General features: G+C 43.3%; 17 protein-coding genes. All 17 read left to right on the plus strand.

From position 1 onward, the window contains the following. The first annotated feature begins 48 nt into the window (after positions 1-48). The 17 genes from ACFSCZ_RS03695 (at position 49) to topA (ending at position 15,498) form a co-directional block, all read left to right on the plus strand. A complete protein-coding gene (locus ACFSCZ_RS03695; RefSeq protein WP_380772395.1) occupies positions 49-381 on the plus strand; it encodes a putative DNA-binding protein in 333 nt (110 codons plus the stop codon). Between the two features lie 14 nt (positions 382-395). Next, positions 396-1,739 carry a signal recognition particle protein gene (ffh, locus tag ACFSCZ_RS03700; protein ID WP_380772396.1) on the plus strand — a complete coding sequence of 448 codons (1,344 nt, stop codon included), beginning with the start codon at positions 396-398 and terminating at the stop codon, positions 1,737-1,739. A gap of 767 nt (positions 1,740-2,506) precedes the next feature. Beyond that, positions 2,507-2,779, plus strand: a complete 273-nt coding sequence (gene rpsP / locus ACFSCZ_RS03705; protein WP_380772397.1) for a 30S ribosomal protein S16 — start codon at positions 2,507-2,509, stop codon at positions 2,777-2,779. Between the two features lie 15 nt (positions 2,780-2,794). Continuing rightward, complete coding sequence (locus ACFSCZ_RS03710; protein WP_380772398.1) at positions 2,795-3,028, plus strand: KH domain-containing protein; 234 nt, start codon at positions 2,795-2,797, stop codon at positions 3,026-3,028. Positions 3,029-3,088: 60 nt separating this feature from the next. Then, positions 3,089-3,481 (plus strand): YlqD family protein, encoded by a 393-nt coding sequence (locus ACFSCZ_RS03715; protein ID WP_380772399.1) that lies wholly within the window; start codon positions 3,089-3,091, stop codon positions 3,479-3,481. A 4-nt stretch (positions 3,482-3,485) separates the two neighbouring features. Continuing rightward, positions 3,486-4,004: a ribosome maturation factor RimM gene (gene rimM / locus ACFSCZ_RS03720; RefSeq protein ID WP_380772400.1), complete on the plus strand. Its 519-nt coding sequence runs from the start codon at positions 3,486-3,488 to the stop codon at positions 4,002-4,004. Beyond that, on the plus strand, positions 4,001-4,714 hold the full coding sequence (gene trmD, locus ACFSCZ_RS03725; RefSeq protein WP_380772401.1) for a tRNA (guanosine(37)-N1)-methyltransferase TrmD: 714 nt from the start codon (positions 4,001-4,003) through the stop codon (positions 4,712-4,714). Before rimM ends, trmD begins: the two co-directional genes overlap by 4 nt. 154 nt (positions 4,715-4,868) lie before the next feature. After that, positions 4,869-5,213, plus strand: a complete 345-nt coding sequence (gene rplS / locus ACFSCZ_RS03730; RefSeq protein ID WP_380772402.1) for a 50S ribosomal protein L19 — start codon at positions 4,869-4,871, stop codon at positions 5,211-5,213. Between the two features lie 681 nt (positions 5,214-5,894). Continuing rightward, positions 5,895-6,434, plus strand: a complete 540-nt coding sequence (gene lepB / locus ACFSCZ_RS03735; RefSeq protein WP_380772403.1) for a signal peptidase I — start codon at positions 5,895-5,897, stop codon at positions 6,432-6,434. 16 nt (positions 6,435-6,450) lie between these two features. Further along, positions 6,451-7,317, plus strand: a complete 867-nt coding sequence (gene ylqF, locus ACFSCZ_RS03740) for a ribosome biogenesis GTPase YlqF (RefSeq protein WP_380772404.1) — start codon at positions 6,451-6,453, stop codon at positions 7,315-7,317. An 89-nt stretch (positions 7,318-7,406) separates the two neighbouring features. After that, complete coding sequence (locus tag ACFSCZ_RS03745) at positions 7,407-8,195, plus strand: ribonuclease HII (RefSeq protein ID WP_380772492.1); 789 nt, start codon at positions 7,407-7,409, stop codon at positions 8,193-8,195. A 2-nt stretch (positions 8,196-8,197) separates the two neighbouring features. Next, positions 8,198-9,457, plus strand: coding sequence for a hypothetical protein (locus tag ACFSCZ_RS03750; protein ID WP_380772405.1), 1,260 nt, complete (start codon positions 8,198-8,200; stop codon positions 9,455-9,457). Then, positions 9,454-9,735, plus strand: a complete 282-nt coding sequence (locus tag ACFSCZ_RS03755) for an EscU/YscU/HrcU family type III secretion system export apparatus switch protein (protein WP_380772406.1) — start codon at positions 9,454-9,456, stop codon at positions 9,733-9,735. Before ACFSCZ_RS03750 ends, ACFSCZ_RS03755 begins: the two co-directional genes overlap by 4 nt. Positions 9,736-9,823: 88 nt before the next feature. Beyond that, on the plus strand, positions 9,824-10,984 hold the full coding sequence (gene sucC / locus ACFSCZ_RS03760) for an ADP-forming succinate--CoA ligase subunit beta (protein WP_380772407.1): 1,161 nt from the start codon (positions 9,824-9,826) through the stop codon (positions 10,982-10,984). Between the two features lie 64 nt (positions 10,985-11,048). Further along, positions 11,049-11,951 carry a succinate--CoA ligase subunit alpha gene (gene sucD / locus ACFSCZ_RS03765; RefSeq protein ID WP_380772408.1) on the plus strand — a complete coding sequence of 301 codons (903 nt, stop codon included), beginning with the start codon at positions 11,049-11,051 and terminating at the stop codon, positions 11,949-11,951. A 262-nt stretch (positions 11,952-12,213) separates the two neighbouring features. Further along, positions 12,214-12,882, plus strand: a complete 669-nt coding sequence (gene dprA, locus ACFSCZ_RS03770; RefSeq protein ID WP_380772409.1) for a DNA-processing protein DprA — start codon at positions 12,214-12,216, stop codon at positions 12,880-12,882. 540 nt (positions 12,883-13,422) lie between these two features. Beyond that, positions 13,423-15,498, plus strand: coding sequence for a type I DNA topoisomerase (gene topA, locus ACFSCZ_RS03775; protein WP_380772410.1), 2,076 nt, complete (start codon positions 13,423-13,425; stop codon positions 15,496-15,498). Positions 15,499-15,568 lie beyond the last annotated feature (70 nt).

Below are 15,568 nucleotides of genomic sequence, written 5' to 3' on the forward strand. Positions count from 1 at the left end.
ATTTAACATGTGTAAAGGTTTTTGACTTAACAAGGTGGAGATTGAAGTATGCTTGAGAAAACAACGCGAATGAATTACTTGTATGATTTTTATCAATCGTTGTTGACTCCAAAGCAGCGCGACTATATGTCTCTATACTATCGTGACGATTTTTCTCTTGGTGAGATTGCGGAGAATCATGGAGTCAGCCGTCAGGCAGTATACGACAATCTCAAAAGAACCGAGGCTTTGCTGGAAGAATATGAGGAAAAGCTTTCTCTCTATAAAAGGTTTGAAGAGAGGAAAAAGTTGCTGGTTTTGATTAGACAAGAGTTGACGGAAAGTCCGTTGGACAAAGGCAAGCTAAACCGTTATTTGGATCATTTAGAGGAATTGGATTAGGGAGGCGGAAATCTATGGCATTTGAAGGATTGGCCGACCGCTTGCAAACGACTATCCAGAAGATCCGCGGCAAAGGCAAGGTAAACGAAGCTGACGTAAAAGAAATGATGCGGGAAGTACGCCTGGCCCTTCTAGAAGCGGATGTAAACTTTAAAGTAGTCAAACAGTTTGTGAAAAAAGTGAGCGAAAGAGCGGTTGGGCAGGAAGTGATGAAAAGTCTCACTCCTGGCCAGCAAGTCATTAAGGTCGTTAAAGAAGAGCTGACGGAACTGATGGGGGGCGAGCAGAGTAAAATAGCAGTAGCCAAACGCCCGCCAACCGTGATTATGATGTCCGGTCTCCAAGGTGCCGGTAAAACGACGACAACCGGAAAGCTTGCCAACTTGCTTAGAAAAAGCTATAACCGGAAGCCGTTGCTCATCGCTGCAGATATTTACCGGCCGGCTGCCATTAAGCAGTTGGAGACGATAGGTAAGCAGCTGAATATGCCCGTTTTTTCACTGGGTGACAAAGTCAGTCCAGTTGAAATTGTCAGACAAGGGATCGAAAAGGCCAAGGAAGAACATTATGATTATGTCTTGATTGATACTGCAGGACGCCTTCATATAGATGAAGAGCTGATGCAGGAGCTTAGGGATATAAAAGAAATCGCCCAGCCTGACGAAATTTTCCTCGTCGTAGATGCAATGACAGGTCAAGATGCGGTGAATGTAGCCCAAAACTTCAATGAGCAGCTTGATATTACCGGGGTCATTTTGACCAAGCTCGATGGAGATACAAGGGGCGGTGCCGCATTATCCATTCGTTCGGTAGCCGAGAAGCCGATCAAGTTTGTCGGTATGGGTGAAAAAATGGATGCGCTGGAGCCCTTTCATCCTGAAAGAATGGCCTCGAGAATTCTCGGTATGGGGGATGTGCTGACATTAATTGAAAAGGCACAGACGTCTGTAGACGAAGAAAAAGCCAAAGAAATGGAGCATAAATTCCGAACAGCTTCCTTTACATTTGAGGACTTTCTGGAGCAGCTGGGGCAGGTTCGGAATATGGGTCCTCTGGATGAGCTGATCAAAATGATGCCAGGTGCCAATAAAATGAAGGGTCTCGATAATATTCAGGTGGATGAAAAACAAATTGGCCACGTGGAAGCTATTATTAGATCCATGACAAAAGAAGAAAAAGAACGTCCTGAAATCATCAATGCCAGCAGGCGGCGGAGAATAGCCCGTGGAAGCGGAAGAACCATCCAGGAAGTGAACCGTTTACTCAAACAATTTGAAGAAATGAAAAAAATGCTGAAGCAAATGAGCGGCATGCAACAAAAAGGTAAAAAGAAGGGTTTTAAATTTCCGTTTATGTAACTAGAAAAGCGGAAGCGCCTTGCTTAGCCCCGACAAGCATAAGACGAGTGCTGAAGAAGGTGTCTTTTGCCTTCAGCAGCACTTGGCTTATGACCTCAAGGGGCTAGGCGCAGCAGCTGGACCGTAGAAAAGCGGAAGCGCCTTGCTTAGCCCCGACAAGTATAAGACGAGTGCTGAAGAAGGTGTCTTTTGCCTTCAGCAGCACTTGGCTTATGACCTCGAGGGGCTAGGCGCAGCAGCTGGACAGTAGAAAAGCGGAAGACGGCGTCTAGGGGCGACAAGCGCTGGAGAAAAACCAGTGAAGGCTGCTCTTTGCCTTCATGGTTTTTCGAAGCGACCTCGAGCCCCTGCCGTCTGCAGCTGGACCGTAGAAAAGCGGAAGCGCCTGTTCATCGACGTACAGACTGGAGCGACTCTGACGAGATAAAGGAAACACGGCGACAAAGGAGCCGATGTTGACTTATCGTAGGAGGAGGCGTGAAGTCTGCTAGTCGATAGGCGCAGCAGCTGGACCGTAGAAAAGCGGAAGCGCCTGTTCATCGACGTACAGACTGGAGCGACTCTGACGAGATAAAGGAAACACGGCAACAAAGGAGCCGATGTTGACTTATCGTAGGAGGAGGCGTGAAGTCTGCTAGTCGATAGGCGCAGCAGCTGGACAGTAGAAAAGCAGAAGTTTTTACGTGTTAAGAAAAAACACTTTACAAACAAATCACACATTGATAATATACTATTTTGTGTATAACATTTCGGAGGTGCTCATTAAAATGGCAGTTAAAATTCGTTTAAAACGTTTAGGAGCGAAAAAGTCTCCTTTCTATCGTATCGTTGTGGCAGATTCTCGTTCTCCACGTGACGGACGTATTATTGAGGAAGTAGGAACATACAATCCGGTTGCAGATCCTGCAGTGGTTAACATCGATGAAGAGAAAACATTAAAATGGCTTCAAAACGGTGCTAAGCCGTCCGATACGGTTCGTAACCTGCTCTCGAAGCAAGGGATTATGGAAAAATTCCACAACGCCAAAAATAGTAAGTAACAGGTAATCAAGCCTATGCAAGAATTAATAAGGTCGATTGTAAAGCCGATTGTTGACCATCCTGAAGATGTCCAAATACGTATAAATGAAGAAGAAAAACGGATAACGTATTACCTGACCGTTCATAAAGAGGATATCGGGAAGGTAATCGGCCGGCAAGGCAGGGTGGCCAAAGCCATTAGAACGGTCGTTTATGCTGCAGCAGGATCAAAACAACATAAGAGGATTTATTTAGAAATCGACGAATAGAGGGGATCAACACCCCTCTTTTTTCTACTTCAAGTAAATATACAGACGGAGGATGAGATTGTGAAAATTATCCAAACAGTCACCGTCAAACAGGTTCTAACAGAAAAAAGCAGGGAAGAACTATCTGCCAAATATAGGAAAACCAAACAGCAGCTGCAGAAAGAATGTGACCAATTGCTTTTTGAAATGAAAAAGCTTGAAAGAACCAAAAAGTATTCGGCTGCTGCGCTGAAAGCTCAATTTGACAAAGAAATTGAGCTTCGAAAGGAAAAAATGAAACTTGTCGATTTTCAAATGGAACAGTTAGAGATGCTGCCGTACGGAAGTGAACTGAAAGACCAGGATATCCAGGCGCTGGTGGATATTAAAGTCGGTGATTCCTGGGAAGAGATCATGAGTGGAAAAACAATTATCGTCAAAGACGGGATCATTGAAGAGATTAGGGAGCGATAAATGCATGGAAAACTGGTTTAATGTTGGAAAAATCGTAAATACCCATGGTATCCGGGGAGAAGTAAGGGTTATTTCTATGACAGATTTTCCAGATGAACGGTATATACCAGGCAACACCCTCTATCTTTTCCTTCCCAACAAACAGGAACCTACCCCATTAACCGTCAAGTCTCATAGGAAACATAAGAACTTTGACCTTCTTGCCTTTGAAGGGTATGATGACGTGAATGAAGTGGAAAAATGGAAAACAGCTATGCTAAAAGTACATCGGGAGCAGTTATCTGAATTACCTGAGGGTGAATACTATTTCTATGAAATTATCGGGTGCCGAGTGATAACGGAACAAGGTGAAAATATCGGTATAGTCAAAGAGATTTTGACTCCTGGAGCAAATGATGTCTGGGTCGTGGAGGATAAAAACGGAAAAGATCAACTGATTCCCTATATCCCTGATATTGTTAAGAAGGTTTCGGTTGCTGAGAAAAAGATCATCATTGATCCCATGGAGGGATTGCTGACATGAAGATTGATATTTTAACTCTATTTCCTGAAATGTTTGCAGGGGTATTGGGATCCTCAATTCTGAATAAAGCTGCAGAAAAAAAGGCAGTATCCTACCAAATTACAAATTTCAGGGATTTTTCCACTGATAAACACAAAACCGTCGATGATTACCCTTATGGTGGAGGAGCAGGTATGGTATTAAAACCGCAGCCGATTTTTGATGCGGTAACCCATGTGCAAAAAGGGTATGATCGCTCAAGAGTGATATTAATGTGCCCTCAGGGTACCCGATTTGATCAAGGAAAAGCTGAAGAACTCGCAAAAGAGGACCATTTAGTGTTTATTTGCGGACATTACGAAGGATATGATGAGCGGATCAGGGAGCATGTGGTGACAGATGAAATCTCTATCGGAGATTTTATTCTGACCGGGGGAGAGCTTGCGGCAATGGTGGTCATCGATGCAGTGGTCCGCCTCCTCCCTGGTGTTTTAGGCAATGTCCAGTCCGCCATTGAGGAATCATTTACCACCGGTCTGCTGGAACACCCGCACTATACACGGCCGGCAGATTTTCGGGGAATGAAAGTACCTGAGGTTTTGCTTTCAGGCAATCATAACAAAATTGAAGAATGGCGGTTACGTGAATCATTGAAAAGAACCAAAAACCGCCGTCCGGATCTCTATGCAAAATATGAGGAATCTGATAGAAAAAAATTGGATGATATCTGAAATCAAGAATGAAAAATGGATTGTAAATGATTTTGCGATATGGTATTATTACCTTTGTGACAATGGCGTTTACCGGATGCCTGTCTGTAACTACGGTGTTCCGCTGCAATGAAAATTTTTTTGTAAGAGCATCGGTTGGAAGGAGATGAATACGATGCACAAATTAATTGAAGAAGTAACTAAAGAACAATTGCGTACAGATCTTCCTGAATTTCGCGCTGGTGATACAGTTCGTGTTCACGTAAAAGTAGTCGAAGGCACACGCGAACGTATCCAGATTTTTGAAGGTGTTGTCATCAAACGCCGTGGTGCTGGAATCAGCGAAACATTCACTGTCCGCAAGATTTCTTATGGTGTTGGAGTAGAGCGTACCTTCCCACTTCACACACCGAGAATTGCCAAAATCGATGTCGTGCGTCGCGGTAAAGTTCGTCGTGCGAAACTTTACTATCTGCGTAAACTTCGCGGAAAAGCAGCTCGTATTAAAGAAATTCGATAAAAACCATGCATGGGTGCTGATCGGAAGCAGCCTTGCTGGATGATAAGTTCATTCCGTCTGTAAAAGGAGCTTGAGTACAAGCTCCTTTTTATAGTTTTAGAAAAGGATAAACGATTCTAGGATCGGAGTATACAAGAAAAATGACTTTGCCGGGCTCGACGGACAAGAAATCCCGGCGCCACCGAAGCAAGAGAATACAGCGTTCTCTTCTTCTTCGTTGTTCCGGGCCGAGTTCTATCCGGCGCAAGGGTATGCCATTGCTTTCTAAGGCATACTTCGCTTTGCCGGCACTCATCAAGTATGATGCCGATAAGCAGGCATCCCTCGCTTTGTCTCGCCAGAATTATTCTTTTTCTGGCTGCAATATATACCTCTCGAAATTATAACCCTGCAAGAATTGGGTAAGCTTAGCTTTGCTCATCGCAATACTGCATGAAGTATATTCAAGGATGTTTCTCACGGCGCTATTAATATCAATCGCTTGGCTGAGAGGCTGCTTTCTTGGAATCGCCTGATTTCCCCGCGCTCTGCCTTTCAGTTCTCTTTACATCCATAAACAGGCACTTGTGCTTTTGGATCTATAACAAGTATGTTTTCAGTGTTTTTACCTGGCCATTTACTGTACAATAATATAAACAGGATATTTATGGAGACTTCTTTAGTTGATTGGAAGGTGACAATATGGCAAAAGAAAAAAATGAATTGTGGGAATGGACAAAAGCTTTACTCATTGCTGTAGGACTGGCTGCAATTATTCGTTATGCATTTTTTACACCGATTGTCGTGGATGGTTTTTCCATGATGCCTACTTTGCATAATGGAGATCGGATGATTGTCAATAAAATCGGCACTCCCGACCGCTTTGATATTATCGTATTTCATGCTCCTGAACAAAAAGATTATATCAAACGGGTGATTGGTCTTCCGGGAGATACCGTTGAATATGTCAGTGATACATTATATGTAAATGGAAAAGCATATGAAGAGCCATATTTGGAAGCCTATAAAGAGCAGACTCCTGAAGGACCGCTGACAGAAGATTTTACCCTGGAAGAAATTACGGGAGAAAAAACCGTTCCGGAAGGAGAACTGTTTGTGCTGGGTGACAATAGACGCTCCAGCAAAGACAGTCGCCATATCGGTACCATTTCGATGGAACAGGTAATCGGAGATACAAAAATCGTCTATTGGCCGATAAAAGACATAAGAATTGTAGAGTAATGATGGAGTGAGTGTCATGGCAATCCAGTGGTTTCCCGGCCATATGGCAAAAGCACGCCGGGAAGTGACAGAAAAACTTAAAATGGTGGACATTGTATTTGAATTAGTGGATGCACGGATTCCTGTTTCGTCCGCAAATCCGATGCTTCAAGAGATTATCCGGCATAAAAAGCGGTTGATATTGCTGAATAAGGCTGATATGGCTGACCCTGAATGGACGAAACAATGGATTCAATTTTTTTCGGAGAAAAATCACAAAGCCATAGCGATTAATTCGCAAGAAGGGAAAGGATTAAATCACATCGTTAAATCAGCACAAGAGCTGCTCCAGGAAGAAAGGGAACGCCGCAAGGCAAAAGGGATCAAACCCAGGGCAATCAGAGCTATGATTATCGGGATTCCCAATGTGGGGAAATCCACTTTAATCAACCGGCTTGCAAAGAAAAATATTGCCAAAACCGGAAATACGCCCGGAGTTACCAGAGGACAGCAATGGATTAAAGTTGGCAAGGATTTAGAATTGCTCGACACACCTGGGATTCTATGGCCCAAATTTGAACATGAAGAAACGGGGTATAAACTTGCATTGACGGGAGCAATTAAGGATTCTCTTTTAAATATGCAGGATATCGCCGTATTTGCACTTCGGTTCTTGCAAAAGCACTATCCGGAACGGTTAAAAAGAAGATATCGGCTCGATGCCATCCCTGATGGAATCGTTGAATTATTTGACCATATCGGAAAAATGCGAGGTTGCCTTATATCCGGCGGAGAGGTGGATTATGAAAAAACCGCAGAGGCTGTGATCATGGATATGCGTATGCAGAAGCTGGGGGCCCTAACATTGGACAGGCCGGAGGATATCATCGACCAAGACCCGTAAGGGTCTTTGTTTTTGGCGCATCGACTTATTGAAAGATTTTTAATTTATGGCACTTTGCGTGAAACAGAGAGAGGAGGGAAAAGGGAGTGGTGAAAACCATGACCATCGCTCAAATACAAAAGGCTCTGCAGAAAATACATACCGAGAATGACCCTTTTTTGAAAGAGTTACAAACCGATTCCCGCAAAGGCGTTCAAACTTTATTAAACAGATGGAAGGTTGAAAGGAAAAAAGAACGTCAGGAATTGGAAAGGTTTCAACACATGTCCCTCCATGAAAAACGTTGGAGGCAAAAGGGGTTTGACGCCATTTGCGGAATTGATGAAGCGGGGCGCGGACCGCTGGCAGGCCCGGTAGTATCTGCAGCAGTTATATTGAAAAAGAACAGTTTTATCAAGGGGTTGGATGATTCCAAAAAAATCAGCGAGGCCAGAAGGCTGCAGTTGTTTGAACAAATTCATGAAGAAGCTGAGGCAATCGGTATAGGCATGATCTCTCCAATAGAGATAGACAAATATAATATTCATCAAGCTGTCTTAAAAGCAATGAAACTTGCTGTAAGCAACTTAGTTGTTCAACCAGATGTTCTGTTAATTGATGCAATGAATATTGAAACTCCCTATCCACAGGAATCCATTATAAAAGGGGACGCAAACAGCATTTCAATTGCGGCTGCATCCATTATTGCCAAAGTCACCCGTGACCGAATAATGGCAGAATACGATCTCCGCTATCCGGAGTATGGATTTGCAATACATAAGGGGTATGGAACAAAAGCTCATTTAGATGCATTAAAGAAATGGGGACCCAGTGAGATTCACAGAAGGTCTTTTGCCCCGGTACGATCGGCTTTGCAGCAATCCCGAAAGGGTGAATAAGATTGAATGTACATACGGTAACAAAAAATTTGCTCCGGACTTTTTCTTCAGACCCAAGCAGCCCCCTAATTTTAAGGCAAGGACAAATCTTTTTTGCTCAGGTACAAAAGATTTATCCAAACCAGCATGCCGAAATTCAATTGGGCAGCCGCCAATTAATTGCCAGGCTGGAAGCCCCGCTGGAAAGCGGCAAGGGCTATTTTTTACAAGTCGATTCTCATGAAGGAGAACTGCGTTTAAAACTGTTGGGAACGAGGCAGCAGGATGTCCATTTGCTCATGAAACAAATGTCTCTGCCGAATGAGAAAGGATTTCGGAGCCTGGCTGACTTATTAATGAAAGAGCCACTAAGTCTGACAAGGGATCAACTATATAAAGCGGGACAGTGGATCCAGGCTGCTGCGGATAAAGAACTCGCTCTGGAAGTGATACAATTCATCCATCACCAGAATTTACCCTTTAAGGAAAGTGTGTTTCAGGCACTTTTCAATGCCGGCAGCAAAGAGTCATTGACTCAATTAATTACTGGTCTGCGTGACGTACTGGCTGCAGAAAAACCCTCATCAGCATCACAGAAAATTATCTCTATCATTGATGAATTTGGTGTAGATTCCGAAAGACATTCCCGTGTTGCCGTTCCTGCAGCGTTATCGGGAAGGGAAGCGTTGGCAAAGATCAAACATTCGATAGAACAGATGGGCCTGTTTTCCGGGAATCATAACACCCGGCAACAGATCAGCCAAGCTGAGACACTAAGATCCCTCCTGGTCCAATATTTGGGAGCGAAAAGCGGAAAGTCAAATCAGGCTGCATTGGCGGCAGAAAAGCTTTTGCACAGAATCAATGGCCAGCAGCTCTTGTCTATTGATACCGGACCTGTACAGCAGCTGTTTTTTGAGCTGCCTGTTAACTTAAATGGCTTTCGTACGGATATTTCTTTTCTTTGGGAAGGAAAACGAAACAAGAAAGGAAAAATAGACCCTGCTTATTGCAGAGTAATTTTTTATTTACATTTGCCCTCTTTAAAAGAGACGGTAGTGGATGTAAAAATCCAAAACCGTGTAACAACCATCACCATTTTTAACGATTTTCCCGCCATTAAAGCCCTAGCTGATCCGCTGCTGCCGGAAATAAAAAAACAGCTGAGTACACTTGATTATGAAATATCCTCGGTTGAATTTAAAAAAACTCTTCAAAAGAAGGAAAAAAAGCTTCCTGCCTTCAGGGTGCAATCGTATTCGGGAGTTGATATTCAAGTATGAACAAGTCTACAAAAATTACTAAGGCAGCGGCATTGGGAGGTCCGTTGGATGATGGAGGAGCTCCTGTTGTTTTGGCTAAAGGCAAGGGGATCACTGCCGAAAAAATATTGGAAACAGCAAAAGAAAATGGGATACCTGTCCATGAAGACCCCGCTCTTGTTGAACTGCTGGGCCAACTGGACTTGAACGAAGCCATTCCGGAAGAGTTATACGAAGCTGTTGCGGAAATTTTTGCCTTTATTTACAGGCTTGATCAAAAAATGGCGGAAAATAGCTGATATGGCCTTAAACAGTGGACTTCCATTCGCCGTTTTTATACAATAAACACGCAATCTATTTTTTCAGTATTTGATAGGAGGACGGAAAATGAATATCCATGAATATCAGGGTAAAGAAATCCTTAGAAAATACGGAGTATCTGTCCCTAATGGAAAAGTTGCTTTTACCGTGGATGAAGCTGTAGAAGCTGCGAAAGAGCTTGGTACGGATGTTACGGTTGTCAAAGCTCAGATCCATGCCGGCGGGCGCGGAAAAGCCGGCGGGGTGAAAGTGGCTAAAAACTTGGATGAAGTTCGTACATATGCTGAGGAGATTTTAGGAAAAACACTTGTAACTCATCAGACAGGACCGGAAGGAAAAGAAGTAAAGCGCTTGCTGATTGAAGAAGGATGCGATATTAAAAAAGAATACTATGTCGGTCTCGTAGTTGACCGCAGCACGGACCGCGTGGTCATGATGGCTTCTGAAGAAGGCGGAACGGAAATTGAAGAAGTAGCTGAGAAAACTCCTGAAAAAATCTTTAAAGAAGTGATTGACCCGCTTGTTGGATTGACTGGATTCCAAGCCCGCAGACTTGCGTTCAATATCAATATTCCTAATGAACTTGTGGGCAAAGCGGCTAAGTTTATGATGGGGCTTTATAAAACGTTCGAAGATAATGACTGCTCGATTGCTGAAATCAATCCTCTTGTGGTAACAGGGGATGGAAATGTGCTTGCTCTTGATGCGAAATTAAACTTTGATGACAACGCTTTATATAGACATAAGGATATCCTTGAGTACCGTGATCTGGATGAAGAAGATCCAAAAGAAATTGAAGCTTCAAAATATGACTTGAGCTACATTGCACTTGACGGGAATATTGGATGCATGGTAAATGGAGCAGGTCTTGCGATGTCTACCATGGACATCATCAAATATTACGGTGGAGAACCGGCAAACTTCCTGGATGTCGGAGGTGGTGCAACAGCAGAGAAAGTGACAGAAGCATTTAAAATTATCCTCTCCGATGATGCCGTGAAAGGAATCTTTGTCAATATTTTCGGCGGCATTATGAAGTGTGACGTGATTGCTTCCGGTGTAGTTGAAGCTGTGAAACAGGTCGGCCTCGAAGTACCTCTGGTAGTAAGACTGGAAGGGACGAATGTGGATAAAGGAAAAGAAATTCTTCAACAATCCGGATTGAATATAACGGCTGCGGATTCCATGGCAGATGGAGCTCAAAAAATTGTCGAACTGGTAAAATAAGGGATCTGAAATGGTTGGTTTCATATCGCTCGAATCATAGACCACTTGAAAGGCAGGGAAAATCATGAGTGTTTTTGTCAATAAAGACACAAAAGTTATTGTACAGGGAATTACAGGCTCAACAGCACTTTTTCATACAGAGCAAATGCTTGAATATGGCACAAAAATCGTTGGCGGTGTCACACCTGGAAAAGGCGGACAGGAAGCTGCCGGTGTACCGGTTTTCAACACTGTTGAAGAAGCGGTAAAAGAAACAGGCGCAAATGCTTCTGTCATTTATGTACCGGCCCCATTTGCCGCAGATGCCATCATGGAGGCGGTGGATGCGGAATTAGACCTTGTCATTTGTATTACAGAACATATTCCTGTATTGGACATGGTGAAAGTCGTACGTTACATGGAAGGCAAGAAAACAAGACTTATAGGGCCTAACTGTCCTGGAGTGATTACAGCAGACGAGTGTAAAATTGGCATCATGCCTGGATATATTCATAAAAAAGGCCATGTTGGCGTAGTATCTCGTTCCGGGACGTTGACATACGAGGCCGTTCATCAGCTTACCACTGCGGGAATTGGCCAAACAACGGCTGTTGGTATCGGCGGAGACCCTGTGAACGGTACAAACTTCATTGATGTTCTGAAAGAGTTCAATGAAGATCCGGAAACCGAAGCTGTCATTATGATCGGAGAAATCGGAGGTACCGCAGAGGAAGAAGCTGCTGAATGGGTGAAAGCGAATATGACGAAACCTGTAGTCGGTTTCATTGGCGGAGCCACAGCACCTCCAGGAAAGCGTATGGGACATGCAGGCGCTATCATTTCCGGCGGTAAAGGTACAGCTGCGGAAAAAATACGTGTCATGACTGAGTGCGGTATTAAAGTGGCTGACACTCCGGCCGTGATCGGCGAAACTTTGATTGAGGCATTGAAAGAAAATGGCTTATATGAAAAATGTAAAACACATTAATTTCCTGAGCCCCTCCGGAAAGAGGGGCTTTCTCTAAATAAATCCGAAGGAAGTGGTCTGAATTTTTAAAGAAATGCTGGTCCATTTGCACCATTGTCCCCAACTGGGCAATCATTCGTTAAGAAACCTGCTTAGGCATGACCCGGCATTGGCCAATTTTCACTCCTATTCATCTTCTGTCCTACAACAAATCCTTCAATTAAAACCCTCATCTATGAAAAAATTTCTATATGAATTCAATACCATCGACATGAAAAGGATATTGGCAGTATACGATGCAAATTCCATCTCTGTCATAACTTTTCAGGATGAGGAATACCCGGAAATTTTACGAGAAATTCATGATCCCCCGCTTATTCTCTATACGGTCGGAAATAAAGATCTCCTGCAAAAACCAGCAATCGCGATCGTGGGAGCAAGAACCGCAGATGATTATGCAAATACTGCAATTTCTTTATTGCTGCCCCCTTTAATTGAACAACAATTGGTTATTATTAGCGGCTTGGCAAAAGGGGCTGATACGATTGCTCATGAACAAACCATCTGTATGGATGGTAAAACCATTGGAGTACTGGCTGGAGGATTTTTTCACTTATATCCGCCGGAAAACAAGGTACTTGCTGAACAAATGAAGAAAAATCATTTGATCCTTTCAGAATATCCCCCGATTTGGAAACCTCAAAAATGGCATTTTCCCATGAGAAACAGAATCATTAGCGGCCTGGCACAAGGCACCGTCATCATTCAGGCAAAGGAAAAAAGCGGATCGCTGATCACAGCTGATTTTGCCTTGGAAGAAGGACGTGAGGTATTTGCAGTTCCCGGTCCCATTAGTTCTCCGCTGTCTGCAGGAACAAACCGCTTGATTCAGCAAGGAGCTAAGCTTGTTACTTCGGGGCATGATATTCTGGAAGAGCTATATATCAGTTGAACGTCAGCGGCTTGAAAAATCAAAAAAAACTTGCAATTTCAAGTAAAGTGGGATAGATTCATCAAAAGAAGCATAGAATGGGTATATTAAACATGCACCATATATCTAATGACATTCAAACCAATTTGTGGTCCGCCAGATCGGCACTTCGGTGCCGTGTTTTCTTTTATTTTCGCAGGAGGCAGGCGTCCTCCGCTTTTCTATTGTCCAGCTGCGGCGCCTAGTCCCTCGAGGTCATAAGCCAGTCGCTTTAGAAGGCAAACTGCGCCTTCGTCAGCGCCAGTCTTATGCTTGTCGGGGCTGGGCAAGGCGCCTCCGCTTTTCGGTTGTCCAGCTGCGGCCGCCATCGGCTCGAGGTCGCTTCGGTCCAGTCAATGAAGTCTGAAGAACGACTTCATTATCTGGCCCTCCAGCGCAAGTCGCCGATAGGCAGGCGTCCTCCGCTTTTCTGATACCCTGTTCTATTTCTTTCGTTGACAAACATATCATACAACGTATAAGATTTAATCTACTGAATTAACCTCTGGGGAGGATTTTTGCATGTCGGATTATTTAGTAATAGTGGAATCGCCTGCAAAGGCGAAGACCATTGAACGATATTTAGGAAAAAAATATAAAGTGAAAGCATCCATGGGGCATGTCATTGATTTGCCGAAAAGCCAAACGGGTGTGGATGTTGAAAATAATTTTAAACCGAAATATATTACAATTAGGGGAAAAGGACCTGTTTTAAAAGAATTAAAAACGGCAGCCAAAAAAGCCAAGAAAGTATATTTGGCCGCTGACCCGGACAGAGAAGGGGAAGCCATCGCCTGGCATTTGGCTAATAGCCTTGATATTGATATTCATTCAGACTGCCGCGTGATTTTTAATGAAATTACAAAAGATGCCATTAAAGAATCATTTAAACATCCGCGTCCTATTAACATGAACCTGGTGGATGCGCAGCAGGCGAGGAGAATTTTAGACAGACTTGTAGGATACAATATAAGCCCGCTTTTATGGAAAAAAGTGAAAAAAGGACTGAGTGCCGGCAGAGTTCAGTCCGTAGCCGTACGTTTGATCATTGACAGGGAAAATGAGATTAAAAACTTTGTCCCTGAAGAGTACTGGTCGATCGAGGGTTTGTTTAAAAAGGGAAAAGATACCTTTCAGGCTGCATTTTACGGGATTAATGACAAGAAGAAGAAGCTTCAGTCCGAAGAGGATGTTCAAGAAATACTGGGAAAATTAGAGGGAAACACATTCATTGTTCAATCGGTGACAAAAAAAGAAAGAAAAAGAAACCCGGCCCGTCCCTTTACCACTTCTTCCCTTCAGCAGGAAGCCGCAAGGAAGCTGAACTTCAGAGCTAAAAAAACCATGATGCTTGCTCAGCAATTATATGAAGGTATTGATATCGGCAAAGAAGGAACGGTTGGTTTAATTACTTACATGAGAACGGATTCTACCAGGGTATCTGAGATTGCTGTCAAAGAAGCTGCAGAATATATTACTTCCCAATACGGAAAAGAATATGTGGCTTCAGGAATACGTAAAGAGAAGAAGAATGCCAATGCTCAGGATGCCCATGAAGCCATCCGTCCTACAAGTACCATGCGGGCTCCGGGTGCGTTAAAAGCTTATTTAAGCAGGGATCAGCTAAGATTGTACAGGCTTATTTGGGAGCGTTTCGTTGCCAGCCAGATGGCTCCTGCTGTAATGGATACCGTGACAGTCAATATGGTTAATAATGGTGTGACCTTTCGTGCCAATGGTTCCCAAATTAAATTTCAAGGGTTTATGAAAGTATATGTCGAAGGTACGGATGATCAATCAGAGGAAAAAGAAAATGTCCTGCCTGCTTTTTTGGAAGGTGAAAAGGTTCAATCTGAGAAAATCAATCCTAAACAGCACTTTACCCAACCGCCTCCAAGATATACAGAAGCAAGGCTGGTTAAGACTTTGGAAGAACTGGGAATCGGAAGACCGTCAACCTATGCCCCCACGTTGGATACCATTCAAAGACGGGGATATGTTGCTCTGGATAACAAACGTTTTGTACCTACAGAATTAGGTGAAGTTGTCATTGAACTGATGATGGAATTCTTTCCGGACATCCTGGACGTTGAATTTACTGCAAATATGGAAAACAATCTTGACGAAATCGAAGAAGGCCAAGCCGAATGGGTAAAAATTATCGATGATTTTTATCAAAACTTCGAGAAAAGCTTAAAAATAGCAGAATCTGAAATGAGAGAAGTAGAAATAAAAGACGAATATGCCGGGGAAGACTGCGAAAAGTGTGGGAATCCCATGGTCATTAAGATGGGGCGTTTCGGCAAATTTATGGCGTGCAGCAATTTTCCTGACTGCAGAAATACAAAAGCCATTGTCAAAGAGATTGGCGTGAAATGTCCATCATGTAAAGAAGGGAATGTCATTGAACGAAAAAGCAAGAAAAAGCGAATTTTCTATGGGTGTGACCGTTATCCGGAATGCGATTTTCTGTCATGGGATAAACCGATCAACCGTACTTGTCCGAAATGTGATCATATCCTTGTAGAGAAAAAGCTTAAAAAAGGAAAACAGATACAATGTGTTCATTGTGATTACAAAGAGAAGCTCCAACAGTAAGGAAAAAGCCATAAGTATAAGACAACCGCGGAAGAAGGCAATTTGTCTTCTTCTTTCATTCGCAAGGGGC

The organism is Siminovitchia sediminis (assembly GCF_042680885.1).
GTDB lineage: Bacteria > Bacillota > Bacilli > Bacillales > Bacillaceae_C > Siminovitchia > Siminovitchia sediminis.